The organism is Algoriphagus faecimaris (assembly GCF_900101705.1).
Lineage (GTDB): Bacteria > Bacteroidota > Bacteroidia > Cytophagales > Cyclobacteriaceae > Algoriphagus > Algoriphagus faecimaris.
On sequence record NZ_FNAC01000021.1, the window covers coordinates 54,329 to 79,424 of the forward strand.

23 protein-coding genes are annotated in these 25,096 nt (G+C 43.3%); 9 read left to right on the forward strand and 14 right to left on the reverse strand.

The window, feature by feature from the left end; translation table 11 throughout:
• Positions 1-78: 78 nt before the first annotated feature.
• Genes BLQ57_RS12105 through BLQ57_RS12120 form a run of 4 tightly spaced genes read right to left on the reverse strand, consistent with a single transcriptional unit; the run spans position 79 to position 4,115 of the window.
• Positions 79-1,341, reverse strand: coding sequence for an MFS transporter (locus BLQ57_RS12105; protein ID WP_087939662.1), 1,263 nt, complete (start codon positions 1,339-1,341; stop codon positions 79-81).
• Positions 1,338-1,817 carry a GNAT family N-acetyltransferase gene (locus BLQ57_RS12110; RefSeq protein WP_087939661.1) on the reverse strand — a complete coding sequence of 160 codons (480 nt, stop codon included), beginning with the start codon at positions 1,815-1,817 and terminating at the stop codon, positions 1,338-1,340. The genes BLQ57_RS12105 and BLQ57_RS12110 overlap by 4 nt, the downstream gene beginning before the upstream one ends.
• Positions 1,814-3,457, reverse strand: coding sequence for a glycoside hydrolase family 10-like protein (locus BLQ57_RS12115; protein ID WP_087939660.1), 1,644 nt, complete (start codon positions 3,455-3,457; stop codon positions 1,814-1,816). The genes BLQ57_RS12110 and BLQ57_RS12115 overlap by 4 nt, the downstream gene beginning before the upstream one ends.
• 4 nt (positions 3,458-3,461) lie before the next feature.
• Positions 3,462-4,115, reverse strand: a complete 654-nt coding sequence (locus BLQ57_RS12120; RefSeq protein ID WP_087939659.1) for an N-acetylmuramoyl-L-alanine amidase — start codon at positions 4,113-4,115, stop codon at positions 3,462-3,464.
• 194 nt (positions 4,116-4,309) lie between these two features.
• Here BLQ57_RS12120 and BLQ57_RS12125 point away from each other — a divergent pair, with 194 nt between their 5' ends.
• Complete coding sequence (locus tag BLQ57_RS12125) at positions 4,310-5,059, forward strand: DeoR/GlpR family DNA-binding transcription regulator (RefSeq protein WP_087939658.1); 750 nt, start codon at positions 4,310-4,312, stop codon at positions 5,057-5,059.
• On the opposite strand, the gene BLQ57_RS12130 is transcribed toward BLQ57_RS12125, so the two are convergent.
• The 3 genes from BLQ57_RS12130 to BLQ57_RS12140 all read right to left on the reverse strand — a co-directional run bounded on the left by BLQ57_RS12130 (position 5,047) and on the right by BLQ57_RS12140 (position 10,158).
• On the reverse strand, positions 5,047-7,161 hold the full coding sequence (locus BLQ57_RS12130) for a penicillin acylase family protein (RefSeq protein WP_087939657.1): 2,115 nt from the start codon (positions 7,159-7,161) through the stop codon (positions 5,047-5,049). The genes BLQ57_RS12125 and BLQ57_RS12130 overlap by 13 nt on opposite strands.
• 134 nt (positions 7,162-7,295) lie before the next feature.
• On the reverse strand, positions 7,296-8,966 hold the full coding sequence (locus BLQ57_RS12135) for a bifunctional metallophosphatase/5'-nucleotidase (RefSeq protein ID WP_087939656.1): 1,671 nt from the start codon (positions 8,964-8,966) through the stop codon (positions 7,296-7,298).
• 205 nt (positions 8,967-9,171) lie between these two features.
• Entirely contained in the window at positions 9,172-10,158 is a 987-nt protein-coding gene (locus tag BLQ57_RS12140; RefSeq protein WP_087939655.1) for a c-type cytochrome, read from the reverse strand.
• 234 nt (positions 10,159-10,392) lie between these two features.
• Between BLQ57_RS12140 and BLQ57_RS12145 the strand changes: the two genes are divergently transcribed.
• From BLQ57_RS12145 to BLQ57_RS12155, 3 genes are all read left to right on the forward strand, one after another.
• Positions 10,393-11,814, forward strand: coding sequence for an amidohydrolase (locus tag BLQ57_RS12145; protein WP_087939701.1), 1,422 nt, complete (start codon positions 10,393-10,395; stop codon positions 11,812-11,814).
• Positions 11,815-11,950: 136 nt separating this feature from the next.
• Entirely contained in the window at positions 11,951-12,484 is a 534-nt protein-coding gene (locus tag BLQ57_RS12150; RefSeq protein WP_087939654.1) for a gluconate 2-dehydrogenase subunit 3 family protein, read from the forward strand.
• Positions 12,485-12,507: 23 nt separating this feature from the next.
• Complete coding sequence (locus BLQ57_RS12155) at positions 12,508-12,870, forward strand: transmembrane 220 family protein (protein ID WP_087939653.1); 363 nt, start codon at positions 12,508-12,510, stop codon at positions 12,868-12,870.
• Between the two features lie 65 nt (positions 12,871-12,935).
• Here the strand turns inward: BLQ57_RS12155 and BLQ57_RS12160 are convergent, their stop codons facing one another.
• The 3 genes from BLQ57_RS12160 to BLQ57_RS12170 are packed head-to-tail and all read right to left on the reverse strand — an operon-like array spanning position 12,936 to position 15,801.
• On the reverse strand, positions 12,936-14,348 hold the full coding sequence (locus BLQ57_RS12160; RefSeq protein WP_087939652.1) for an NAD(P)(+) transhydrogenase (Re/Si-specific) subunit beta: 1,413 nt from the start codon (positions 14,346-14,348) through the stop codon (positions 12,936-12,938).
• Between the two features lie 2 nt (positions 14,349-14,350).
• Positions 14,351-14,662 carry an NAD(P) transhydrogenase subunit alpha part 2 gene (locus tag BLQ57_RS12165; protein WP_087939651.1) on the reverse strand — a complete coding sequence of 104 codons (312 nt, stop codon included), beginning with the start codon at positions 14,660-14,662 and terminating at the stop codon, positions 14,351-14,353.
• Positions 14,662-15,801 (reverse strand): Re/Si-specific NAD(P)(+) transhydrogenase subunit alpha, encoded by a 1,140-nt coding sequence (locus BLQ57_RS12170; protein ID WP_087939650.1) that lies wholly within the window; start codon positions 15,799-15,801, stop codon positions 14,662-14,664. Before BLQ57_RS12170 ends, BLQ57_RS12165 begins: the two co-directional genes overlap by 1 nt.
• 171 nt (positions 15,802-15,972) lie before the next feature.
• Between BLQ57_RS12170 and BLQ57_RS12175 the strand changes: the two genes are divergently transcribed.
• Together BLQ57_RS12175 and BLQ57_RS12180 are read left to right on the forward strand one after the other, a co-directional pair.
• The gene (locus BLQ57_RS12175; RefSeq protein WP_087939649.1) at positions 15,973-16,323 is read left to right on the forward strand and encodes an MmcQ/YjbR family DNA-binding protein; all 351 of its coding nucleotides are present in this window, start codon (positions 15,973-15,975) and stop codon (positions 16,321-16,323) included.
• Positions 16,320-17,279, forward strand: a complete 960-nt coding sequence (locus BLQ57_RS12180) for an ABC transporter ATP-binding protein (RefSeq protein WP_087939648.1) — start codon at positions 16,320-16,322, stop codon at positions 17,277-17,279. The genes BLQ57_RS12175 and BLQ57_RS12180 overlap by 4 nt, the downstream gene beginning before the upstream one ends.
• A gap of 201 nt (positions 17,280-17,480) precedes the next feature.
• On the opposite strand, the gene BLQ57_RS21170 is transcribed toward BLQ57_RS12180, so the two are convergent.
• Genes BLQ57_RS21170 through BLQ57_RS12190 form a run of 3 tightly spaced genes read right to left on the reverse strand, consistent with a single transcriptional unit; the run spans position 17,481 to position 21,129 of the window.
• On the reverse strand, positions 17,481-18,005 hold the full coding sequence (locus BLQ57_RS21170) for an FKBP-type peptidyl-prolyl cis-trans isomerase (RefSeq protein ID WP_169712747.1): 525 nt from the start codon (positions 18,003-18,005) through the stop codon (positions 17,481-17,483).
• 6 nt (positions 18,006-18,011) lie between these two features.
• A complete protein-coding gene (locus tag BLQ57_RS21175) occupies positions 18,012-18,731 on the reverse strand; it encodes a class I SAM-dependent methyltransferase (protein ID WP_169712746.1) in 720 nt (239 codons plus the stop codon).
• Positions 18,712-21,129, reverse strand: coding sequence for a YfhO family protein (locus BLQ57_RS12190; RefSeq protein ID WP_087939647.1), 2,418 nt, complete (start codon positions 21,127-21,129; stop codon positions 18,712-18,714). The genes BLQ57_RS21175 and BLQ57_RS12190 overlap by 20 nt, the downstream gene beginning before the upstream one ends.
• Positions 21,130-21,278: 149 nt before the next feature.
• Here BLQ57_RS12190 and ffh point away from each other — a divergent pair, with 149 nt between their 5' ends.
• The 3 genes from ffh to BLQ57_RS12205 all read left to right on the forward strand — a co-directional run bounded on the left by ffh (position 21,279) and on the right by BLQ57_RS12205 (position 24,729).
• Positions 21,279-22,616 (forward strand): signal recognition particle protein, encoded by a 1,338-nt coding sequence (ffh, locus tag BLQ57_RS12195; protein WP_087939646.1) that lies wholly within the window; start codon positions 21,279-21,281, stop codon positions 22,614-22,616.
• Positions 22,617-22,847: 231 nt separating this feature from the next.
• Positions 22,848-24,110 carry a hypothetical protein gene (locus BLQ57_RS12200; protein ID WP_087939645.1) on the forward strand — a complete coding sequence of 421 codons (1,263 nt, stop codon included), beginning with the start codon at positions 22,848-22,850 and terminating at the stop codon, positions 24,108-24,110.
• A gap of 250 nt (positions 24,111-24,360) precedes the next feature.
• Positions 24,361-24,729, forward strand: coding sequence for a hypothetical protein (locus BLQ57_RS12205; protein ID WP_139162722.1), 369 nt, complete (start codon positions 24,361-24,363; stop codon positions 24,727-24,729).
• A gap of 104 nt (positions 24,730-24,833) precedes the next feature.
• On the opposite strand, the gene BLQ57_RS12210 is transcribed toward BLQ57_RS12205, so the two are convergent.
• On the reverse strand, positions 24,834-25,096 hold a 263-nt coding region (locus BLQ57_RS12210), incomplete at its 5' end, for an ATP-binding protein (protein ID WP_175444669.1).

The following is a 25,096-nucleotide window of genomic DNA, read 5'->3' on the forward strand; positions in this document are numbered from 1 at the left end:
AAATGAATCTAAGTTTAATTGGCTTCGACTCCGCTCAGCCTGACAAGCAATCGTACCTCGTAAATCGTAATTCGTAAATCAAGAAACCTTTTTCCCAAACTCCCTTGGGTATTTCGCCGCAAAAGCCATCACAAAGCTGGGAATCGTGGCTATCACCACCCAGACAAAGAAGCCAGGATAGCCCAACCACTCTTGCATGTAGCCAGAAATCATTCCTGGCAACATCATTCCCAATGCCATAAAACCCGTAGCTAAAGCGTAATGCGCAGTTTTGAATAGTCCTTCGGCCAAATAAATGAGGAATACCATATAGGCTGCAAAGCCAAACCCATAACCGAGTTGCTCGATAAGAACTACAGTGGCTGGGAAAATAAAGGATTCTGGCTGAACCCAAGAGAGCAGCACATAGCCGAGATTGGGGGCATTGATAGCAATGACCATAGGAATCATCCATTTGCCTAGACCATCTCTGGAAATCAAAATTCCCCCAATAATACCTCCTGCCAATAAGGCTATCACGCCTAAAGTTCCATACAAATAACCGACTTCAGTCACACTAAGTCCCAAGCCGCCGACTTCTCTTGTGTCCAGAAAGAAGGGAGAGGCCATTTTGACCAGCTGAGACTCACCCAATCGGTAGAGAAGTACAAATGCTAGCGACAAACCGATATTTTTCTTAGTGAAAAAAGTCTCGAACACCTTTCCAAAGCTAGGTCGGTCTACTTTTGCGATTCGCGCTTCGATCACTTTCGGAGTGGCGAGGTAATTGATCCCTGTAAGCAGGAGCATGAGTCCTGATACCGCTATCATGGTCCAGGACCAGGCTTGGGCTGGATTTCCAAATTCCTCCTCCAGATAGCCTGCAAATATTACGATCAAGCCTTGTCCAGTGATCATTCCCACTCGATAAAAAGTACTTCGCATTCCTACGAAAAAGCTTTGTTGATCGGGTTTTAATGCAATCAGATACAATCCATCTGAGGCAATATCATTAGTGGCGGAGGCAAAGGCTCCCATCCAAAAAAAAGCAAGTGTAATCAGGAAAAACTGATTGACTCCCGTTGTCAGCCCTACCGCCAGAAAGACAAGAGAAAGGATCAGCTGCATACTTAAAAACCATTGTTTTTTATTTCCAAAAAGCTCCAGAATCGGGCTCCAGATCGGTTTGATCACCCAGGGTAAATAGAGAAATGAGGTATAAAGACCGATGTCTGCATTGGAAACGCCCAGACTTTTATACATCACTACCGAAACCGTGATGATAATGACATAGGGTAAAGACTCGGTGAGATAAAGGGATGGAACCCAGATCCATGGGTTTTTAGGGGATTTTTGGATCATGATTTTCGTAGTAAATGCTGGTAGAGGCTGATTTCTGATCCTTCAATCAGCTTGGCTCCCACAGCTTTGGTGTAAAATTCGGCAGGCCCCACCCCACCGATGATGGCATAGGCATAGCCCATTTCTCTGAGTGACATTAGGGATTTGATCAGAAGGATTTTACCGATTCCTTTTCCACGCTCCGATTCTAAGGTGCCGGTAGGACCAAAGAAATTTCGAGCGGTACTTTCATAGCAGGCAAAACCCAAAATCTCATTTTCACGCTGAGCAATCCAGCAGGAGACCGGTTGGCGGGAAAAGGCCACTTCGACTTCGGATTTCCAATACTCCCCAAATTGCTCGAGTACCCAAGTGCAGACCAGGTGTTTTTCGGGCGCAATTGCTTTGCGAAAATGTATGTTTTCCTTTTTGAGGAGTTTATGAGCTTCTTCACTACAATCGGGAAGATTCAAAAGCCTCACAAGCATGTCTTTCATGGACGAGTCTTTTTTGGAGTTTGAAAAACCTGTGTTTGTACTATGCGACCGTAATGATCGATCCATCTTACGGCCAAATAATTGGTATGCAAACTACTTACCTCAAGCTGACGGGCACGTGTGCCACCGACCCAGACGGTGTGGATTTCTGCATCGGATAAATCGGTCAACTCATCTGCACCCTGAATCATGGCATAGCGAATGGCCGGGTCCAGTGGTTTTTCCAACGTGATTCTAGTCCAATCTTGAGTAGCTTCCACTTGAAATACAGAGGGTGTTTCGATGATTGAGGTCATCTTTGGCTCAAAAGCCGGAGGTAAAGTGGGTCTATCGTACAGTTCCTCCTGAAGTAGATTGGCCACGTCCTGATTTTTGGAAAAGAGAGATTTGGCAGAGAAAAAGGCATTTCCTTGAATAGTGGGGAGTGTGCGAGTGTAGTTAACCTGATTGTTGATCTCCCGGGGATTTTCCCAGGCTTTGTCGGCATTATCGCGAATCTTGTAGGGACCATTTCCGATGTAGACATTGGTGCCAAAACTGTTGGCTGACCACCAGTCATTGAGCTTCTGATAGCTCGCAAGATCGTAGTCCATGCTCCAATAGATTTGAGGGATGAGGTAGTCGATCCAGCCGTTTTGCATCCAAGCCAGTGGGTCGGCATAGAGATCATCAAAGTTGGTTTGTCCTGCCCGAGTAGAGGAGCCCTTGGGGTCTTTGTCGCTATTTCTCCATACTCCAAATGGGGAAATGCCAAACTGTACCCAAGGCTTGGTGTTTTTGATTACCTCATGGGCAGCCCGAATCAGTTCATTGACATTTTGCCTGCGCCAGTCCTCAAGGGATTGTCCAGGTTTTTTGTATTGAGTATAACTTTTCTGGTCTGGAAAAACCTGATTTCCGATTTTATAGGGATAAAAATAATCGTCAAAATGAATAGCGTCGATGCTGTAATTTTCCACCAACTCTTTGATGACGGCTACCAATTTTTCCTTGACAGCAGGCATTCCCGGATCATAATAGTATTTGCTTCCGTATTTAAGCATCCAGTCTCTGTGGAGGTTGAAATCATGCTCCGAACTGAGTAGATTGGTTTTGTCATCGAAGGTGGCTCTATAGGGGTTGAGCCAAGCATGAAATTCTAAGCCCCGGTCATGGGCTTGCTTGATCATCCAAGTGAGAGGGTTTTCTGTAGTATTTGGAGCTTTTCCCTCCTTACCGGTCAAATAGCGAGACCATGGGGCATAGCGACTGGGATAAAAAGCATCTCCCGCAGTCCGAACTTGGACGATGACAGCATTGAAATTGAGCTTTTTGTAATGATCCAAGAGCGCTATAAAATCGCTCTTTTGCTTTGGCCAGGGGTCTGTGCCTGCTTCTGGCCAATCAATATTGACCACTGTGGCGATCCAAACGCCCCGAAATTCTCTTGGGATTTCTGGAAGTGAATAGTTTAGAGGGAGTAGGGCTACAGGAGATTTGGAGAGGGTTTTCTCAGGAAATTTGCTTGCCTCAACCAAAGGAGGTTTTTTTCCAATCTCTGAGCTGCTTTGCCTATTTTCAGAGGGTACTTTTTGGGTTTTGCAGGCCGACAATGAAGCCAATAAAATAGCCCAAAAGAATAAGTGCTGCCTTAGCTTCATTTCTTTAGAGTTGAGGAATGGGCTTTAAGTTTAAGTCAGTCAGCTTCTTGCGAAGCTCATTCATGAAAGCATCTCCCGGATCGGTTTTCATCGTTCGGTAGTCGGGATCTGCTTCTTTCCAGAGCTCGGTTTCTTGGAAAAGTTGATATTCATGATGCCCGATGACATAATCGATATCGGGATATTTCTTGCTCAGGTAACGGATTAACTGTTCATTGGCTTTAAGTTGGGCTTTGGTCAAGGGCGCGTCAGGCCCGCCCACATTTTCAATTCCGATAGCGCAGTAATTGAGACCGATGGTATGTCTAGCAAAAGCCGTATCGGGTAAAAGCCTAAAAATCGTCCCGTCCCGATCGATCAGGAATTGACTGGAAACATTCAGATTACTCGCCCCGGTAAGATCGTCCCGTCCACCAAGGGTGGGAGCATCAAACACGTCAAAAGTGACTTCCACATTATCAATAGCCGTCCAATGCACGACGACCATCTGAGGATCAATGGTTGGAGTAGTTTTGTCTAGGCCATGTCTCTCCTTTAGGTATTGAAGGGAAAGCGCTTCTCGCTCAGTATTCCACGTGATGGGTTTGTCAATAATCCGGAAAGTCGCCTGACTTAATTTAGGACTACAAGACAGGAAGCTCAAACTGAGCAGAGTCATCGAAAGCAGTGAGAGGCTGTTTCTGAGTAGGAATGGTTTCATAGCTAGGGTAATTCTTCAATGCTCTAAACTACCTAGAAAAACGCAGGATTGGGAAGGAATCACCGCTATTTTTTGCGAGTGAGTCGGTATTTATTCTACTTTTTGCAAGTTTTTGCTGTTTTTAGTAGCTTTCAATTCTAACGATAGACCCCATGTTAAAAGAAGAACGCCAAAAATATATCCTTGACCAAGTTCATCTCCATCACCGTGTTTTGCTCAATGACCTGGCGGACTTCCTCGATGTATCCATCGATACGGTACGCAGGGATGTAAAGGAACTCGCCAAGGAGAAAAAGCTAAAAAAAGTACATGGTGGTGCCACTTCTTTTGGCTTTATGAACTTCACCAAAGACGATGGGAATATCTACTTGCAGTCTAAGAAAATACAGATTGCCGAAAAGACAGTTTCCTTACTTTCTGAGGGTCAGGTTGTCCTGATGAGTGGCGGGACGACCAATATGGAGGTGGCAAAGATGATCCCAAGAAAATTGCCACTGACTGTGTTCACCCCAAGTCTTCATGTGGCCATGCAGCTTTTGGAGCTACCCGAGGTGGAAGTCATATTTTTGGGAGGCAAGCTCCTTCACGAGGCGAAGTTTGCGGTGGGGGGTACAGTAGTCAATGCCTTGAATCAGCTTCGGGTGGATCTTTGTATACTAGGGACAGGATATCTGGATGCAGAGGCTGGGCTCACGGAGTTTGATTGGGAGGTGATTCAGGTCAAGCGGGCCATGATCAGGGCTGCCAAAAAGACCATTATTCTTTCGGTTTCGGACAAGTTACATTCTGTTCAAAAGTTCCAAACTTGCGATCTCACAGCGGTTCATACCCTTGTCACGGAGCTTGATCCCTCTGACCCCATGTTGGATGCTTTTCGGCCTTTTGATCTTCATTTGATTTGATTTTTTTGGATGCTAATTTTTCCAGGATGATATATTCGTTTGGCAGTTTTCATAACTGAAGCTGAATCCAAGCTCATTTTTTTCAAGTCTCGCTGGAGAAATCTATCCATTTGATCAGCATAGTGAGGACTATCAGGTCTGTTGCTTGCTCCGTAGACATTGATGCTTTGGATCTCTGGAAGTCCTTCTCCAAAGCGAACCATCATGATATAGGATTCCCCTTGTATGCCTCTCCTCCTGCCGTTTTCCCAGGGCTCTGATCTCATGGCTGTGATCACATCATCTAGTCCCCACAGGGGCATTTCACGGTCTCCTCGGATCAATTTTTGATATTCACCGAGTGGGACTACGTCTTTTTTAAAATGCTTCAGAAAATGCTTTTTTGCAGCCTGAATGCTTTCAGCTGCTTCTGCTTCGCTGATTGGACCATCCATCGCTCGGTCCATTCGCTGTAGCTTATCCCGCCAATAGTAGTAGCAATAGGCAAAAATAGCAGCTCCTTCACTTGCTGTTTCTGAGGATTTATCCCATTCGTTTAGAATTTTGATCTGCTTACTGATATCGGGATAGACAGTAGAGTCAAGTTGGAAAAGAGCATCCATGTTGGTTTTGAAAGCTAATTTCTCAGGAAGCTGCGCATCAAATTTAATCCGTTCAAAATCTTCCCAAGTCAAGGTTCCTGTTTTCGGCATAAGCTCTCTGAATCGAGTGGATCGGTTATTTTCTCGGGTAGAGAAATTCATTTCAGAAGGAAAACCTTTAGGATCCAAAAAGTCTACGGAATCACTGCCGGTAAAAGGGCTATGATTGGTGTTGAAAAGGTAGCCGGAGGATGGGTTGAGGTATTGAGGAAGTTCGGAGAAATCATGATACTCGTCCCAGTTGGTTTTGGAAGTATTGCCGGAAACAGTTTCTCTATAGTCAAATCCAGCTGTTCTTTTTGGCAAAAGTGCATTGCTCACAAAAAATATGGTGTCATACTTGTCCGCGTAAATAGTGTTGAAGCTAGTCAGCTGCATGGAGTTCATGGCTTCTTTCCATTGGGAAAAGTTCTGAGCCTTGTTCATTTGCCACCATTGTTCAGGAGCTCCTATCCGATCGAGCACACCCATTTTGATAGAAAACGCACCTTGATCGGTGATTAAAGTAGGACCAAAAATACTTTTCCATACTTTTTTGGGAACGGGTATGGTCAGCCAATCGGTGATCTTTACTTTGAGCCATATCGTTCGCTCTTGGAGTTCTAGCCAATCTCCATCTACTTGGTATCGGAGCGGGTTTTCAGGGTCTATATCCAGTTGATAGAGATCCAATAAATCCGGAAAATTCACAGTATGAGCCCATCCCAAGTGCTCATTGACGCCGTGAAAGATCATAGCCCCTCCGGGGAATAAGCCGCCGATCATATTCCACCCTTCTTCAGATCGGAGATGTGCTTCATACCAAGACACCGGGCCTTCAAGGGGCTGATGAGAATTGATGGCCAAAAAAGCCTCTTCAGAATCTGTTCGGGAAGGGTGGATTGCAATGGCATTAGAGCCTTTGGGATGAGGATCCTCGGAGAGGAGGTCTACTTGACCAGAGAAGATTTTCTGAACAGCTTGATCTGCTCCTGACATCTGAGCCAAGGAGAGAATGTAAGCAGACGTAATGTCATGGACGGTGACAGGAAAAGCTCCCTGATAAAGAATCTCTTCGGGATGGTGGTAAGCAAAATCATTGATCCCGGCAGCGTAGCCTTCGAGTACTTTTTTGAAAGCGGGAGAGTAACTTGAGTCGTATTTTTCTTTAGCCAATTCTCTTGTCTCTAGAAGATGCACAAAAAAATCAATGGCAGCACCCTCTTCTCCAAAAACTCTACCGACTAATGCTTTTCCAGCTAGTAGGGTTTTCTGAATAGTTTCAAAATCATCTTCAGCATGTGCCCAAGCCAATCCATAGGATACATCCGCATCGGACTTTCCAAAGATGTGAGGAACCCCAAACTCGTCTCTTGCTATTTGGACGTTTTCTTGATTCCAATCGGAGAGCTGATGAACCCTTTGGCAAGAAAAAGAGACAATTGCAAAAAGGATGTAAATCCCGAAAGTTGATTTGCTCATGAAGATTATTATTGGCGTGTAATTGGATAAATCAGAATGATTTAGCTAGAAAAGTAAATAAAAAAGCCGGCTTTTGGCCGGCTTTCGGGGTGAATAAACACTTTTCTCAATCCTTTCCGAGAAGGAAGTATTTACTATCTGAACTCATAATCTACTCCATATACCTGAGTCAGTAAGGTTTCAGGGGCATCAAGTGCCACAGCTGATTTTGGAGGAATAGGGGTCACTGGGGAATTTTCAGCTAAATAATTTTTAACCGCTTGATGAAGTGTAAATGGAGTATTCTTAGTGTCTTGGACACCTTTGAATCGGCAAAGCATATCCTCGGGGTCTCCGTCTCGCTCGCAGGCACAAATGCTATATACTCGATTAGCATCAAGTGGTTTTCCATTGGCAGTTACGGATTGTACGCGTTTTCCTTCCTCTCCAAAGGCCAAGAATTTGACCTCAAGCCCTCTGAATTTGATTACCCATCCTCCAAATCTCTGGGAGGCTTCTTTGGCAAAGACGTTATTCAGTTCTTTTTCTAGCCATGCCGAAATTTGAGCTCCGGTTACTTTTCCTGTGCGGATTTGCGAGTCGACAGGCAGCATATCGAAGATGAACCCATTGGTAATGGGTATATTTCCCGTGTCGTCAGGAGTAGTACGTGGAGGGCAGAATCTGAATCCATTGGAGAGGACGATATCTACTTCTGGAACTTGCCAGCTAATGGCATCCAAAATCATAGTGTCGATCGGATTTTCGATGACAAAATACCGATAAAGTGGTACTGTGCTGTAACCTGCGATTTGTAAAATATCTTCCTGGAAAGGCTCCTCATTTTGAGCGATAATTTTTTCGATGACGGGATCAGGTTTGTTTTCATCAGATTTCACTTCGAGCAATTCGTAAGTGTCAGATACTACTTTTCCATCTTCAATTTTCAATTCCAATTTTCCTACAAAAGAACCGAAAGCTCCCGGCTCTACAACTTTGGCATATTTGGCCTCGATAGGTTTTCTGACTCGCTCATGGGTATCACCTCCTAGGATATAGTCTACTCCCTCGCATTCTGGCAGGTTGGCTAGATTGATTTGCTGGGAAAGACCTAAGTGAGCGATGATGCAGACGAAGGCACATTTTTCTTGATTTCGAAGGACATCGACGTAGTGTGCTAGGTTTTCTTCTGGTTTGGTGTAGATTATGCCTTTACTATAATCAGGAGATTGTCTCATAGGAACCAAGTGATCGGTGTAGCCTAAAAAGCCGATTTTGACGCCATTGACAGTCCAGATATGGTAGGGGTTAAAGATGAGTTCTCCTTTTTTATCCTCCCCCAAATCATGGTACATGTTTGCACAGATTTTTGGAGCATGAAGAGAGCCCAAGAGATGCTGCATGGCGGGTTTTTGATACACAACCTCCCAGTTGCCAGGCAGATACAAGTCATATCCTATTTGATTCAAGATAGGGATCATTGCCTCACCTGTGGTTCTTACGGAAAGTTCAGAGCCTTGAAACATATCTCCGGTATCCATTACGAGACTATATTCTGATTTTTTTCGCTCCTTATCCAAAAAGGTCTTCAGCTGAGCATATCCTCCAGTTTTCCGATAGACTGCTTGCCCGTTTTCCCAGAATAATTCATCATGTGGATGAATCTGACAGTGTACATCAGTGGTTTGAAGGATAGTTAGGGTAAATGACTTTGGGGCTATTTTTTTTGCTTCAGCTTTTGCCACAGATGGGGTCAGGGACAGGAGTCCGGAACCGGCACCAAGAGCACCCAACTGGGCCATAAATTTTCTTCTGGAGGATTTCATCGATTATTCTGTATTGGTTAAAATTGGGCGAATGATATTCTTTTTGACTTAGAAATAATGAGTCGGTTTTTCTCCAAACTCGCCCTTAAAAGTATAAATCTATCCCAAGTTCTTTTGGTGACAATGGTTACAAAGGGCCGTATTTAACAGGAAAGCCCGGATCTTTTGAGGATTCGGGCTTTCTGTGAGTTTAAAGAAATTCGAGTTATCTAATAGATGAAGTAAATCGGACCACTTCATTTTTTATAGGTTTGAGGGTTTTGAGATAAGTAAAAATTGCCTTGAGGTCTTGTTCTTCCATTCCTGCGTACATGGTCCAGGGCATGATGGAATTAAACTCCCCGGGTTTTACCGGTTGGGCTTGGTAGTGATCCTCGGAGTAGGCTTTGAAGCGGGCTAGAAAAGCTTGCTCATCCCAAGTGCCTATCCCCGTTTCGGGATCAGGAGTAATATTTGAGGAAGTGACTTTGGAACCATCCGGAAAAGGAAACGCTCTTCCCCCTGCAAAGGCTACCTCTTCCATAATCATCCCCTGAGAGTTTGCTTGCGTATGACATTCGATGCATCCGGAAGCATTGGTTAGGTATTTTCCATAAGCCACCTGATCACTAGGGCTAGGTCTTTTCTCAGGTTGAGGATCACTCGGAATGGTTTTGAGGATCAAATTTACGGGAAAGTCAGCCTTGGACTCTGGAACTTCACTTTCGATCACGGGAAGAGACCGGATATAAGCAATGATATCATAAATGTCTTCGGGGTCCATTTTACCATAATAGAGATAGGGCATGACAGGAAACATGGCGCGCCCATCATTAGTGACACCAGTGGTAATCAAACGGTAAAGCTCCCCATCGCTGTAATCAGAAAGCCCAAAAGGTGTAATGTTTTTTGCATAAAAAACTCCCGGGAATCCCATTGATTGATCAAAGCGGTCACCGCCTTTGCCAAGTGTACCCGAAGTGGGAGGGCCCGAAAACTTGGAGAAATCCCGTACAGAGTGACAGTCCATGCATACGGTGACATGATTGGCTAAATAGGCTCCTCTTTGTATGCGTTCCGCGCTGTAATCGATTTCTAGTTCTTCTGCAGGCGAAACACTCGGAAAGGCTAGATTGAGGTAAGCGTAGCCAAATAGCAATAGGAGAAGGAAGGACCCAATGATCCATCCAGAGATTTTGAATAATTTTTTCATAGCGCGTATTAGGTTGGTAATCAGAAAATTACAAATTTTTTTTAAAAAATAAATTTTGAATACAATAAAATGATCTTTAAGGGCTATTTTCCACAATGTATATTTTATTAATAGCTTAGTGGTCTCCCATTTATTTGGATTTTTTTAAGTTTTGAAAAAAAATCTTTGCTAAGAGATATTATTCCCTCTAATTTCCCATTCAATAAAGTATTGAAAAAGATAGTAGCCTGCCTTATGAAAAAATTAAGTATTACAGTCTCCCTGTTTTTCACCCTATTTGGTCTGATGGCCCAGCAGGAAGTGATTCAGAAATTAGAATCCACAAAGGATTTTTATGCTGGTATTGCCCAGCAAATATGGTCAAATCCAGAATTAGGATATTTGGAAACAGAAAGCTCCGCTTTATTGCAGAAGACTTTATCAGATGCTGGATTTGAAGTCAAAGCCGGAGTAGCAGACATTCCTACTGCTTTTGTGGCGGAGTTCGGTTCAGGCAAGCCTGTGATCGGAATCATGGCAGAGTTTGATGCACTTCCCGGAGTTTCTCAGGATGCAGTTCCTTTTCGTAAGGCTGTAGTCGAGGGCGGTGCAGGCCATGCTTGCGGGCATCATTTATTTGGGACTGCATCTGTGGCAGCAGGGATAGCTGTCAAAGAATGGATGGAACAAAATGGACTTTCAGGAACAGTGAGAGTCTATGGGACTCCAGCCGAAGAAGGCGGTGGAGGAAAAGTTTACATGGCAAGAGCGGGGTTGGTGGATGATGTGGATGCCATGCTTCATTGGCACCCTAGCTCTAGAAATAATGCCGGGGCGAATAGTTCACTGGCCAATATTTCCACAAAATTCAGGTTTTATGGTGTGGCTTCTCATGCAGCGGCTGCGCCAGAGCGAGGAAAATCCGCTTTAGATGGTGTGGAGGCGATGAACTTTATGGTAAATCTGATGCGTGAGCATGTGCCACAAGAAACTCGAATGCACTATGTCATCACCCGAGGTGGCGAAGCGCCTAATGTGGTACCTGCTTTTGCAGAGTCGTACCATTATGTGAGGCATCCTGATGCGAATGTGGTGAAGGAGATTTTTCAAAAAATGGTCGCTGCAGCAGAAGGAGCTGCTCAGGGTACACAGACAAAAATGGAATATGAAATTATCAATGGAGTGTATAACCTGATGCCCAATGAAACGCTTGCCAGAATCATGCACAAAAATCTGGAGACCGTAGGGGGAGTAAAATACGATCCTGAGGAGCGGAAATTCGCCGATGAAATGATCAAAGGGTTTTCTGATATTAAAGTGAGTCCGGATGATTCCGAAAAAATAGATCCCTTTATGGTGCAGGAGAAAGGAACTGGTGGGTCTACTGATGTGGGGGATATTAGTTGGTTGGTGCCAACTGCCGGGTTGGGAACAGCCACTTGGGTTCCCGGTACCTCTGCTCATACCTGGCAAGCTGTAGCTGCCGGGGGGACAAGCATTGGTACCAAAGGAATGATGGTGGCAGCAAAAACCCTGGCATTGACAGCGATTGATCTCCTCAAAAACCCAGAAATAACTATTAAGGCAAAAGAGGAATTGACCAAAAGACAAGGAGATGGGTTTGTATATGAAGCGCTTGTAGGAGATCGAAAAGCTCCTCTGGATTATCGTAAATAATAAATCAATGCAGTTTAAAGACGACTCATAGCAGTCGTCTTTTTTTTGACCACTGAAAACTGATCTTATCCATTGATGGACTCTGTCAGCAATGTGTTTAAAAAAATGATAAATTGAAAGTTCAATCGACAAGCCTATGGACCGAAGAAAATCCCTTAAAATTATTGGAGCCACCGGCGCAGGAATCGCCGGCTTGGTATTGGTAGACTGGAAGTGGGAGCTGGTAGATCAACTCACGCATAAAGGATTTTTTAGCTTTCAGGAAGAAAAACTGATTTCTGCCATTGCAGATACATTGATTCCGGAAGGCATTCCTTCCAAAAGCCCCTTTCCTGATCCCAAACCGATCGGAGCTTTGAGTACAGGGACTGATAAATTTCTGATAAGACTATTTGAGCACTGTTATGAGGAGGAAGAGCAGCAACTGATCAAAAGACAGTTAAAGGCTTTGGGAAAGACCAGCTTCTTGGGAAAGGATCAAGGTGGACGCGAGGAAATTCTAATTGCAATGGCTAATTCGGAGCTAGAAGAAGAAAAGAAGTTTTTTAGTCTGATCAAAAGTCAGACGATCTATGGCTTTACGACAGTCAAAGAAGTCATGGCAGATTATCATGGCTACCGAGTAGCCCCTGGACATTTCGACGGCTGCGTCGAGCTATCTAAAGCTTAAAATTCAGTTTATTTACCCCCGTTATGAAGTTTTCAAAAATCATCTATGGTGTTTGGGCGATTTTATTCTCCCTCTTTGCTTACTGGCAGATCAATGATCCCGATCCTGAAGTTTGGGTAAGTATTTATGTTGTGGCTATTATCTTTTGTCTTTTGGCTATCCGTGGAATATTCCCAAAATATCCCCTGACTGTATTAGTAGTCGCTTGCCTAATCGGAGCATTTTATTACTGGCCAGAATCAGTTTCTGGATGGATTGGACAAGAGGTGGAGCAAGGGGATTTAACCATGAAGACACCAGAAATGGAGGAAGGAAGGGAGTCATTTGGATTGTTGATTATTGCCTTGGTACATCTTCCGGGTCTGATTAAAGCTTGGAGGAGTTAAAAAATCCAGGCTGTCTCATAAATCACTTTGATGTGACAAATTTCACTTTTGAGACAGCCTTTTTATTAGAGATTTTTCAATTCCCCGATTAGTTTTTCGAGGGAGTCCTTGGCATCGCCAAAAAGCATTCTGTTTTTAGCGTGAAAGAATAGCTCATTTTCTATTCCGGCATAGCCTTTTCCCATGGACCGTTTGAGGACGATGACATTTTTGGCATTCCAAACTTTGATAATAGGCATTCCGAAAATCGGGCTTCCAGGATCATTTTCTGCAGCAGGATTGACCACATCATTGGCCCCTATGACTAAAACCACATCGGTATTGGCCATGTCATCATTGGCATCTTCCATCTCTAGAAGTTTGGGATAGGGGACATCTGCTTCTGCTAAAAGCACATTCATGTGTCCAGGCATTCTGCCTGCTACCGGATGAATGGCATAAGTCAACTCTACGCCTTTATCTTCCAATATTTTCTCCAGATTGTGGACGGTGTGCTGTGCCTGAGCCACTGCCAGTCCATAGCCGGGAACCACACTGACCTTATTCGCATAAGCCAGCAAAATCGCTGCATCGGTAATCCCGATTTCCTTGACTGTTCCCTGCTCTCCTGATTTGGCGGCAGCAGTACCACCACCTCCGAATGAGCCGATGATCACATTGGTCAGGGACCTATTCATGGCCGTACACATCAAAACTGTGAGAATCGTACCTGCGGAGCCTACCAAAATACCTCCTGTCAGCATGGCTTGATTGCCATAGAGAAAACCTCCAAAAGCAGCTGCCATTCCAGTAAAACTATTCAAAAGAGAAATCACAACAGGCATATCTGCTCCCCCAATAGGCATCACAAAAAGTACTCCATACAATAGGGAAAGAACCAAAAGCACATACATCAACGGCATACTCAAGTTTCCGGAAATAGCCAAATAAGCGGCCAAACCAAATAATGAGAGAAGCAATAAAATATTGATAAATTGACCTGCAGGAAGTGCTTTGTCTGCTATTTTACCTTCTAATTTGCCATAAGCGATCATGGAACCAGAAAAAGATACAGAACCTATAATCAGTCCTAGTAGAATTACAATCAGCATTCCCCCGGAAATTTCACCTCCGTGTCTGAGATGATCAAATTCAACCAGAGAAATCACACCTGCACAGGCTCCGCCCATTCCGTTGAAAAAAGAAACCATCTGCGGCATCGCAGTCATTTTAACCTTGAGTGCCATACGGGTGCCGATGACTGTACCGATCACCAATCCAGCCAAAATAAGAGAGTAATTCAACCACTTATCTGCGCTGAATTCTTCCTTGAATAAAATAGTGGCTGCAATAGCCAATCCCATTCCATAGCCTGCAATTAAGTTTCCTCTTCTCGCCTTGTCCGGGCTTGAGAGCATTTTCAGTCCTAGGATAAATGTCACAGAAGCAATAATATAGCTGAGCTCCAAAATGCTCAGTCCGAGTAGATCGTTTAGCATAATTACTTGGCTTTTTTCTTAAACATTTCCAGCATTCTGTCGGTGACGACAAAACCTCCGACTACATTGAGTGTGCCCAAAATCACTGCTAAAAAACCCAAAATCAAGGCGTAGTAATTTCCGGGATCAGCCTGCAGCATAATGATGATGGAACCGATGATAACTACTCCATGAATGGCATTGGCTCCGGACATCAGAGGGGTGTGCAGGACAGCAGGAACATTGGAAATGATCTCAATTCCCAAGAAGATCGAGACGAGGATGAGGAAAATGAATTCCCGGTTATCGTAAAATAGACTGAGGATATCTTCCATTAGTTGATTGTTTCAGTTGGATAAAGAATTGATTTTACTCTGCTACTCATCACTTGGCCCTGATGAGTGACACAGGTATTGGCGACGATGTCATCTTCCCAATTTAGGTTAAGTTGGCCCTCAGGCCCGATAATGAGTTTCAGAAAATTGACCATGTTTTTGCCATACATTTTACTGGCATCCATCGGCATAGAGGAGGGGAGGTTTGAATTTCCGATAATTTTAACCCCGTGCTTTTCACAAATTTTATTGTCCTCTGTGAGTTCACAGTTGCCCCCTGAGGAGGCTGCCAAATCCACAATTACCGATCCTGGGGCCATAGATTCCACTGTTTCTTTGGTGATCAATAGGGGAGCTTTTCTACCTGGAATCTGAGCAGTACAAATAATGATATTGGCTTTTTTGGCATGCTCTTGAATAAGTGCCTGCTGCTTTTCTTTGTAATCTTGACTTTGTTCTACTGCATATCCTCCTGCACTTACTTCGTCCTTGGCGCCTTCTACCTTGACAAATTTAGCCCCCAAGCTTTTCACCTCCTCTTCCGCAGCAGCTCGGACATCAAAAGCCTCTACCACTGCTCCCAATCTCCTGGCTGTGGCAATTGCCTGAAGTCCCGCTACTCCAGCTCCCAAAACCAATACTTTGGAGGGGATAATACTTCCCGCGGCGGTCATAAACATGGGGAAAAATCGTGGAGATTGGTTAGCGGCGGTCAATACGGCCTGATAGCCCGCTACGGTAGCCATTGAAGAGAGCACGTCCATAGATTGTGCACGGGTAGTTCTAGGGACATTATCCATAGAGAAAGCCGTAACTCTCAGCTTCAAAAGGCGATCGACCAATTCCTTGTTGGATAAAGGTTGAAATTGACAAACCAAGACCTGATTTTCCTTAAGCTGATCGATCTCCTCTTGTGAAGGCAGATGTATGCTCAGTACTAAATCAGCTTGTAGAATTTCGCCTCTCTCACAGATTTCAGCTCCTACGGCTTGGTAGTTTTCATCTTTGGAAAAAGCAGTTTCTCCCGCTTGTTTTTCTACTTTAACATTAACTTTTAAATCAATAAAGGTTTTGACACTTTCGGGCAATAAAGCAACCCTGAGTTCCCCTTCCGGTTCTTTTAGCAGACCAATTGTCATTTTGAACAGTTTATTTCTTAAAGTCTCAAATTAGGGTTTTCCGAGGTATTTAAAAATTTAATTTGGATCAAAGTAGAAATTAAAAAACTGATTGAAATCAGGGATTTGACTTTTATACCAAAGCTGGATTTTGGATATTCGTTTTGCTATCCGTTTACTCATTTCAAAACTATGACGCTGGCTTACCTGAGAGATTATTGCCTTTCCAAATCCGGAGTAACAGAAGATACCCCCTTTGATGCAAATACACTTTGTTTTCGGGTAGGAGGGAAGATTTTTGCAATCACAGATTTGGTGGATTTTGAATACATCAATCTGAAATGCGAACCTGAATATGCCTTGGAGCTCAGAGAACAATATGATGGAGTCAGACCGGGCTATCACATGAATAAAAAAATGTGGAATTCAGTTTATGTCAGCGGAGATGTACCCGATCCTTTGATCTTGGATTTGGTAGATCGTTCCTACCGTCTCATCTTTGCCTCTCTTCCTAAAAAATTACAAGCTGAAATCAATCCATGAGTTCTTTCATAGCCAAGAAGATCAAAAAAACCTATGCTGGCAAAATCGCCCTTTCGGAGTTTTCGCTGGAGATGAACAGGGGGGATTTTATTTCTATCGTAGGAGAGAGTGGTTCGGGGAAATCGACCCTTTTACGAATTATGGCAGGTTTGGAGGTACAGGATTCGGGTCAGGTATTTTTGGAAAATGAGGAGATTTTAAACCCGAAGAAAAAGTTGGTGCCAGGATATGATGAGGTCAAATTGATTCATCAGGATTACCATCTCTTTCCCAACTCTACCGTGTCAGAGAATATTCGCCGTCCCTTGCTTCAGTACGATAAAAACTACGCCAAAGCTCGTGAAGAAAAGTTACTGGAGCAATTTGGTCTGAAGGAGCTTCAGGGTCGATTTCCGAGGCAACTTTCCGGAGGGCAGCAACAAAAAGTAGCAATTGCAGCTGCTTTGGCAATCGAACCCGAGGTTCTCCTGCTTGATGAGCCATTTTCTTCTTTAGATACCATACAAAAGCATCAGTTGATTGATGAGTTGGGTGACTTGTTTAAGCAATGGAAAACTACGGTCGTCTTTGTGACGCATGACTTAGATGATGCATTGCGATTGACGGATAATCTGATCATTCTTAAAAAAGGAAAAGTCGTGCAGAAAGGGAATTCATTTGAACTCTGTACTCACCCGCAAAGTCAGTACGTAGCACGTTTATTTTCACCGATCAATCCCATCCCAGGTCAAAAGGACGCCTATCTCCGGCCAAATGAGGTCAAGCTCCGAAGCAAAGGGGGACTTTTGGGGCATGTGGTGGATTTACGCTTTTTGGTGCATTATAATTTGCTTCAGATTAAACTTAAAGAAAGCAATAAGATATGGGAAGTAGACGATCCACATCGGAAATATCAAGTTGGGGATCGGGTCTATGTTCAATGGGAGGAGGAGAAAGTGATGTTGCTACCGAGCTGATGAAAATAGCCATGAATTCGCTAATAATTATTTTTTGAGAGTGCCGTCTAGGAGCTTATTAGTCCTGATTCTAAAAGTTATTCGTGAATTAGTAGCTAAAAAAAATAGGCCGCGAATTCGCTGATTGCAAAAACCTCCCGAGGGATGCAAACTCTCGGAAGGTATAGGTGAAATTTTCTGCGTACGACTTTTGATAACTATCTACTCTTCTTCTCCACCCTCGCCATGCACATGTCCATGCGCGATTTCATCGGGAGTAGCTTCGCGAACCTCAATAATGGAGCCCTCGAAGTGTAGATCAAACCCAACCAGAGGATGATTAAAATCCAAGAGTATGGTTTCTCCCAGGTCTTTGAGGATTTTAGCTTGCATGGGATAGCCATTTTCGTCCATTAGGGGTAGAAATTCCCCCTCTTTGATCATCTCTTCTGAAAAGCCACGATCCTGAGAAAATTGAGACTTGGGTAAATTAACGAGTAAGTCATCGTCGGGCTCCCCATAAGCTTCTTCGACAGACAAACTGAACGCAAAGTCATCTCCTTCTTTTTTGCCTTTCAGTAACTCTTCAAATCGCTCTGGTAGGCCACTTTGGCCAAAAAGGAAATAAAAGGGATCTTCTTCATCCCGAACTTCCACACTGAAGGGAACTGACTCGATGTCGTCTTCGATTTTGCTGACTTTGAGTTCGTAGGTAAGTCCTACGACTGCGCTAGATTGAATTTCCATGTTTTGTTAATTGATAATACCATTTCGAAGCCGAATACTAACTATCTCCTTGAGCACCTCCCATTTATTTCGAGGGGTGGATTTTTCAAGAGGTTTGCTGGCTCGAAACACAATATATTGATAGTCTTTCTCTTCATAAAAGACCGCATAAGTTTCCATTTTCTCCAAATAGAACCCTGCCTTGGTGATGCTTTTGATTAAGTCTCCAGAATCCAAAGGTTGATCAATGACCTGAAGTTTTTCGGGTTCGTTTTCTATCATCCACTGCAAATAGCGAGGAGAAGGAATGTGAATGAAAATCACTGAATCCTGATGTGCATGCTGTTGGATAGTTTGGAAAAGCCGCTCATGCTGGTCAACTGGAATATGCTCTAAAATATCGGGAAAGACGAAGAAGTCGAAGGTTTGATCGATTTTGTTGAAATCAGACATATCCGAAACCTCAAATTTCAGATTGGGTTGATCCGACCATGTTTTTTTAGCTTTCTCTATGCTTTCCGGGCTAATGTCTACCGCAAGCACTTCCCCGCTTTTCACCTGATTGGCCAGGAGATGAGATACTGTTCCGAGGCCACAACCGACTTCTAACACACGATGATGAGGCTTCAGGCCTGCCGCTACCACCTTGTCTAAAATACTCAAGTGCCGAGAATCGATACCGGTTTTTTCCTGCTTTTCGGAAAACTGATCATAAAAGCTAACTGCTTTATCCTTTGGGTCTTCCATTTTCTTGCTTGTAGGTATAAAAGATTCCCGCTATCAAACTCATTACTATGAGATACTGGAATAGAATCATCGGGGTTTTGGTGGTGGTGTAGCTTGCTGGTGAGAAGGTCATCACCACCTCATGATTTCCTGCTGGTACTTCGATGCCTCTCAATAAATAATTGACTCGGAGAATATCTGCTGTCTGCCCGTCGATGGTCGCTTTCCAGCCTTCAGGGTAGAAAACCTCAGAAAACACCACTAATCCTCCCTCCTCCATTTCTGCTTGGTAGCGAAGTTCATTAGGGCTGTTGGCTTGAAGGGTGATTCTTCCTTTTCCAGCGCTCACTTCTCCTTGATGAGCGGCTACGGTTGCTTGTACTTTGGTATCTATTTCTCCGATTCGCTGTATCTCCTCCTCATTGGAGTTGATAGAAATAATCTCTGCGGGAACCCATGCAGGTCCAATGGCTAGCGGATTTTCGAAGACAGAATTCGCATCTTGGCCTGCGATGAGGTACTTGGTGTTGAGCATATTGATAACTCCTATACCTTGCCAATCAAAATCCCCTTCTTGAGCCTTGCTGATAAAGTTCTGGGTTTCTGCTTGTAGCTGATAATCAATTAAGTCTTGGTATCGCCGGAGTTTGGCTCCGTGATAGCCTCCTAGGCTATACAGGCGATAGCTTGTTCGTGCACCTTGGGTGAAGGATTCGGTCAAATTTAAGACTCGAAAATAACCTTCGTCTTCAAGGATTTTTTGCTCGGCACCAGTTTCAGCAAAAAACTGTTTTGCCGGATTCGATTGGAAAGATTCAGCGTTTAAATAATGTCGATTTTCTAGCCAAAGATCAGCTACAACCAAAAGTGTCAAAGCAATTCCAAGGATGCTTGAAGAGATTTTTTCTTTCAGTGTGAAATAAATCAATACAAAAGCAGCAGCTACTAAGCCCAGACTTTTCCAAGCTGAAGCCGATAGCATGGCTTTTCGGTCTTTTTGGATAGCGGAGGCTAGCCAATCCGGAAGGTTAGCATCCACTGCAGCCTCAAATCGGAAAAAAGCTCCTCCAGCTACTGCTAAGAGCAAAAGTAAAGTACCAACGATTCCCCCAGAAATGAGTAGAGGCTTCAGTTCTTTACGTTCTAGCAATCGCTCCAGGGAGATCATCCCCAATACGGGAATGGCAAAAAGTGTCATACCTAAAGCCATCGAAACAGCACGGAATTTATTGTAGCCCGGCAGAATGTCAAACAACAGGTAATTAAACCAAGAAAGGTTTTTTCCCCAGCTGAGCATCAGCGAGAGGATGATGATGGTTCCGAAAGTGATCAAGCTTTCCTTTGGCGCAGCCCAGATACCGAGAATGGCTAAAAATACAAGGATGACTCCTCCATAAATAGGTCCGCCGGTGAAGGGCTGATCTCCCCAGTAAGTGGGTGCTCCTTGAAGGAAACCTCGAGCCTGTGCATTGTCCACGCCATTGCTCCGAAGTGCTTTTCCGGCATTGGAGTCTGCTGGTAGAGCGGTCTGACTTCCTCCTCCGTAGAAATTCGGAATCAGCAAGGTCAAGGTTTCTAACTTGCCATTGGACCAGCTAAATGCATAATCCTTATCCAAACCTGAGGATTCGGTCTCCAAGGTAGCTTCCCCTCTAGTGGAGTAAGGACTGTATTCCAAAGCTGTAGCCAATCTTCCGATATTTCCGCCGACAGCCAAAATAGCCCCGATGATGAGAAAGAGAAACGTTTTTGCCATTCGGGCCAACCCTTCCTTTTTCCAATCAAAAATCAATCGCACGATCACATAAATCACCGAAGTGATAAGGGTGTAATAGGTGATCTGAAGATGGTTGAATTTGAGCTGAAGTAAAAGCCCTAAGGCTAGGAGTGCCGCTCCGAGTAAGTGTTTTTTCTCAAATGCTAAATGGATTCCGGCCAATATTAAAGGAATCAGACAGACCGCCCAGATTTTAGCATTGTGCCCGGCCTCGAGGGAAAGTAAATTGTAGGTATTGAATGAGAAAGCAATGGAACCTACTATAGCTAAAAGCGGTCGAACCCGGAAACTCAGCAAGAGGACATACATGCCTACCATTCCAAAGAAAAGTCCACTGATGGGATGCGGCAGGCCTAGTGTAAGTACCGAAATCAAGCCATTGGTAATATCTCCTGGAAACTCCAAGCTGATGAAATAAGCAGGCATTCCTCCAAACATGGAATTGGTCCAAAGGGCCTGTTCACCGGTGTTTTTCCGATACTCAAGCACTTCCTTGGCAGAGCCTTCCCATTGGAGGATGTCATTTTGGAAGATGACTTTCCCATCAAAAACGAGGGGAGAAAAGTAGAAGACTACCAAGAGATAAAAAACCGCAACCCCAATAAGATGGGGCAAAATTTCTTTTTGAAAATTCAACTTCATGGATGGTGATTTTCGTCGATAATTCAGAATCTCCGCAAATTAGGAATTAAAAGGCAAACCCTTGTCCAAATTGGCTCAGATTAGGAAGTATTCCCCTTTCTTACGCCCATGAAATTGATTACTTTTGCAGGAAATAGCGGAAAAACCACATGTTTGATAATTTAAGTTTGAAACTGGACCGGGCTTTCAAAACCCTGAAAGGAACCGGAAAAATTACCGAAATCAACGTTGCCACCACGGTTAAGGAAATCCGAAGAGCCCTAATCGATGCCGACGTCAACTATAAAGTAGCAAAAGAAGTCACTGATAAAATCAAAACCGAAGCGCTAGGCCGTGATGTGTTGATTTCTGTATCACCGGGTCAGCTATTGGTGAAGATCACACAAGAGGAACTGACCAAGCTCATGGGAGGCACCAAAGCTGAAATCAAACTCAGTGGCGAGCCTGCGGTGGTTTTGATTTCTGGTTTGCAGGGTTCGGGAAAGACGACCTTTACAGGGAAACTGGGAAGCTATTTGAAAAAGCAAGGCCGACAGGTTTTGTTAGTGGCTTGCGATATTTACCGACCTGCGGCGATTGATCAGTTGAAAGTATTGGGAGAACAGATCGGTGTAGAGGTCTATGCTGAGCCTGAAAACAAGAATGCCATTGAGATCGCCAACAATGCCATCGCCTACGCAAAGAAGACGGGTAAGAAAACGGTGGTGGTCGATACCGCAGGTCGCTTGGCAGTGGATGAGCAGATGATGAATGAGATCGAGGCATTGAAAAAAGCCTTGAATCCTTCCGAGACACTTTTTGTGGTGGACTCCATGACCGGTCAGGACGCGGTGAACACGGCGAAGACTTTTGACGAGCGCTTGGATTTTGATGGGGTTGTCTTGACCAAACTCGATGGTGATACCCGTGGTGGTGCGGCGATTTCTATTCGGCATGTAGTGGAGAAGCCGATCAAATTTATCTCCACAGGGGAGAAGATGGAAAATCTCGACGTTTTCCACCCCGATCGAATGGCACAGCGAATCCTCGGCATGGGTGATGTCATCTCCTTGGTAGAGCGTGCACAACAGTCCTTTGATGAGGATGAAGCCAAGCGGATCAATTCCAAGATCCGAAAGAATAATTTCGACTTCGAAGATTTCCTTTCTCAGCTCGAGCAGGTCAAAAAGATGGGGAATATCAAAGACTTGATGGGAATGATTCCAGGGATGGGCAAAGCCATGAAGGGGATGGATATCGATGATGATTCTTTTAAACCGATCGAGGCGATTATCCGAAGTATGACCCCGGAAGAGCGACAAAACCCTGACGTCATTGATGGAAGCCGAAGAAAGCGCATCGCTGCCGGATCCGGACGTAATATCACCGAGGTAAACAATCTGATGAAGCAGTTTTCGGACATGCGGAAGCTCATGAAGCAGATGAATAAAATGGGTGGAGCAAAAGCAGCCATGAGTAGAATGATGCCCGGAATGGGACGGAAATAAAGGCTGAAGTTTAAAATAAGAAATCAGAAAACCCCGGTCTGAAAGGATCGGGTTTTTTTGATAAAATTGTTTTTATAGTTAAAAAAGCTGTGTTAGTCATTGGACTAAATATTTTATGATTTTTTTTCTTGGATTTTTCGATTGAAAACTATTTTTTGCGATTGTTAAATTTTTAATAATTATGTTTTATAAACCAAACCAATATTAAATTGGAAGGTAACATGGGCAGTGATGCTGGGGGTATTGCTGCTAACTTCCTGCCTGGAAGATGAAAATGAGCAAGGTTTTCAAAAAATTAATCCTGAGATTGAAGCAGCCAAGGGCTGGTATGAAAGCTTTGAGAATGAGTATCAATCCGTTGAAAACGCTAGACAATCGTCTAAGGCTAAAGGCAAGCCGGCTTGGAGTCAATCCAAGATTTACCGACAAGCTGATGGAAAGAAAGTCATCGAAGTAAGGTTTGATTTTGAGCAAATTGACATTCCCAGTCATTTGAAAACGGAAGCATTGTCTAGAAATTCAGTGCTTCAAACCTTGCTGTTGTACCCAAAAGAAAATGGAACCTATATTCCCTATTTTTTGATCATTTATCCTGATAATCCAAATTTTCAATTTGAGCAGGAGGATTTTCATCGGGGTGCTTATCAATCTATTCCCAAAGATTTTTCCGGCGTTTATCGATTCTACCGATGGAACGGTAATTTTATTGGGGGCTGGCGTATACAGGAAGGAATCAAAACACATAGAATAAGAAACCAGAGTGAGGTATTAGGGACTGGAAATCAACTTAAAATTTCAAATTATACAGTGAAATGTTATTTAGAAGTTACCACTTGGTATCAGTATTCCTGTTTTGGAGATCAATGTACTCCCGCAATAGAAATAGGAGAAGATATTACTGGGATTGAATGTGAACTGGAATTTCAAAGCATTACACCTCCAGATGATTCAGGAGAGGGTGGACCGGGTGGCTATTCCGACTTCTGTGAACAACCAGAAGGGAATATTTTGGATATGCCGGTGGAGTGTGAGGAGGAGGAAATGGATCCCGAGGATGAATGTGAGTTGGACGAAGCAGAATTAGTTCAAATATTTCCTAATGCAAATTCATTAGTTTTAGAAACTTTAAAGGACTTAATAAACACTTACGGTGCCGATTTTGGATTAATAGAAAAGGAAGTTATTGCACATTTTATTTCTCAAGCCGGTCATGAAACTAATGGGTTTTCTAATACTGGGTTTACAGAAAACCTATATTACACCACCACTGAGAGGTTATTAAAAATTTTCCCAAGCAAATTTTCTTTAACAGATCCTAATAAAAAGAATCCAAATGACTACCTACGAAACCCTCAAAAACTAGCAAATCTAGTTTACGCATTGAGAAATGGAAATGGCTCGGAATCTTCCGGAGATGGTTATAAATATAGAGGAAGAGGAGCTTTCCAATTAACGGGAAAAGATAATTGTTCTGATTTTAACAATTTTTACTAGAGTAATATCAATACTGAAAATGATTTCGTTTCTAATCCTGACCTAATTGCATCGGATCAAAATGTTGGGATTTTATCCGCAATGTGGTTTTTTAAAGATAGAGTTTTGGATAAAATTTCTGATATAAGCCAATTAACTGTAGATAATGTTACCCAAAAAATCAATGGTCCATTTAAGGCAGGATTAGATGACAGAAAAAATTGGTTTGAAATAGCAATTAATATGATAACATGCTAAAAAAGTTAATGATATGAAATACCTATTAATAATTACACTTCTTTTAATAAATCTTCGTGAGAATAATTCAAACATTATAGGAATATGGGTGTATGAAGATGACCCTAAGTTAACCTGGGAATTTAACGCTTCCGGGCAGCTGATTGAAAAATATGGTGAAATTATTAAGGCTTCACCACAAACGCCTAGTTCCTACCAAATTTTAGATAGCTCGCAAAGCTGTAGTAGTGGTAGTACAGATTCTTCTAATGAAGTTTTTCTTAAAATTGTAAATCCGAACTTGGGATCCTTTTGTTATTACCTAGAAACTTTATCTAATGAGGTTTTGGTAATAATTGATGCTGATTCCGGGAAAATGCTGATCTTCAATAGGCAAAATTGAGGCGAATATTAGGTTTTAACCCTAATGGATATTTCGGTCTGACCATGCCAGTCATTTCGGTCAAACCGTGCCACTTTGAAAGATCATTTAAATTAGGTTAATTTTTATTCGTTTTTCAAGATTCCTTTCCTTAAAGATTCTCCTTTCAGATCTAATCGATGGGATGAGTTTACCAGCCTGTCCAATATTGCATCGGCTATGGTGCCTTCTCCGATAAGGTCATACCATGCAGATACGGGTATCTGGGAGGAAACTATCGTTGATGATTCTCCGAAGCGGTCGTCTATGATATCCATGACGATTTCTCTGGTGACCGAATCGAATGCCTGTAATCCAAAGTCGTCCAGTATCAACAGTTGTGTGTTCT

Excerpts from the sequence above, each read along its gene's own strand:
- BLQ57_RS12105 (WP_087939662.1), bottom strand. The coding sequence starts at position 1,341 with ATGATCCAAAAATCCCCTAAAAACCCATGGATCTGGGTTCCATCCCTT.
- BLQ57_RS12110 (WP_087939661.1), bottom strand. The coding sequence starts at position 1,817 with ATGAAAGACATGCTTGTGAGGCTTTTGAATCTTCCCGATTGTAGTGAA.
- BLQ57_RS12115 (WP_087939660.1), bottom strand. The coding sequence starts at position 3,457 with ATGAAGCTAAGGCAGCACTTATTCTTTTGGGCTATTTTATTGGCTTCA.
- BLQ57_RS12120 (WP_087939659.1), bottom strand. The coding sequence starts at position 4,115 with ATGACTCTGCTCAGTTTGAGCTTCCTGTCTTGTAGTCCTAAATTAAGT.
- BLQ57_RS12125 (WP_087939658.1), top strand. The coding sequence starts at position 4,310 with ATGTTAAAAGAAGAACGCCAAAAATATATCCTTGACCAAGTTCATCTC.
- BLQ57_RS12130 (WP_087939657.1), bottom strand. The coding sequence starts at position 7,161 with ATGAGCAAATCAACTTTCGGGATTTACATCCTTTTTGCAATTGTCTCT.
- BLQ57_RS12135 (WP_087939656.1), bottom strand. The coding sequence starts at position 8,966 with ATGAAATCCTCCAGAAGAAAATTTATGGCCCAGTTGGGTGCTCTTGGT.
- BLQ57_RS12140 (WP_087939655.1), bottom strand. The coding sequence starts at position 10,158 with ATGAAAAAATTATTCAAAATCTCTGGATGGATCATTGGGTCCTTCCTT.
- BLQ57_RS12145 (WP_087939701.1), top strand. The coding sequence starts at position 10,393 with ATGAAAAAATTAAGTATTACAGTCTCCCTGTTTTTCACCCTATTTGGT.
- BLQ57_RS12150 (WP_087939654.1), top strand. The coding sequence starts at position 11,951 with ATGGACCGAAGAAAATCCCTTAAAATTATTGGAGCCACCGGCGCAGGA.
- BLQ57_RS12155 (WP_087939653.1), top strand. The coding sequence starts at position 12,508 with ATGAAGTTTTCAAAAATCATCTATGGTGTTTGGGCGATTTTATTCTCC.
- BLQ57_RS12160 (WP_087939652.1), bottom strand. The coding sequence starts at position 14,348 with ATGCTAAACGATCTACTCGGACTGAGCATTTTGGAGCTCAGCTATATT.
- BLQ57_RS12165 (WP_087939651.1), bottom strand. The coding sequence starts at position 14,662 with ATGGAAGATATCCTCAGTCTATTTTACGATAACCGGGAATTCATTTTC.
- BLQ57_RS12170 (WP_087939650.1), bottom strand. The coding sequence starts at position 15,801 with ATGACAATTGGTCTGCTAAAAGAACCGGAAGGGGAACTCAGGGTTGCT.
- BLQ57_RS12175 (WP_087939649.1), top strand. The coding sequence starts at position 15,973 with ATGACGCTGGCTTACCTGAGAGATTATTGCCTTTCCAAATCCGGAGTA.
- BLQ57_RS12180 (WP_087939648.1), top strand. The coding sequence starts at position 16,320 with ATGAGTTCTTTCATAGCCAAGAAGATCAAAAAAACCTATGCTGGCAAA.
- BLQ57_RS21170 (WP_169712747.1), bottom strand. The coding sequence starts at position 18,005 with ATGGAAATTCAATCTAGCGCAGTCGTAGGACTTACCTACGAACTCAAA.
- BLQ57_RS21175 (WP_169712746.1), bottom strand. The coding sequence starts at position 18,731 with ATGGAAGACCCAAAGGATAAAGCAGTTAGCTTTTATGATCAGTTTTCC.
- BLQ57_RS12190 (WP_087939647.1), bottom strand. The coding sequence starts at position 21,129 with ATGAAGTTGAATTTTCAAAAAGAAATTTTGCCCCATCTTATTGGGGTT.
- ffh (WP_087939646.1), top strand. The coding sequence starts at position 21,279 with ATGTTTGATAATTTAAGTTTGAAACTGGACCGGGCTTTCAAAACCCTG.
- BLQ57_RS12200 (WP_087939645.1), top strand. The coding sequence starts at position 22,848 with ATGCTGGGGGTATTGCTGCTAACTTCCTGCCTGGAAGATGAAAATGAG.
- BLQ57_RS12205 (WP_139162722.1), top strand. The coding sequence starts at position 24,361 with ATGAAATACCTATTAATAATTACACTTCTTTTAATAAATCTTCGTGAG.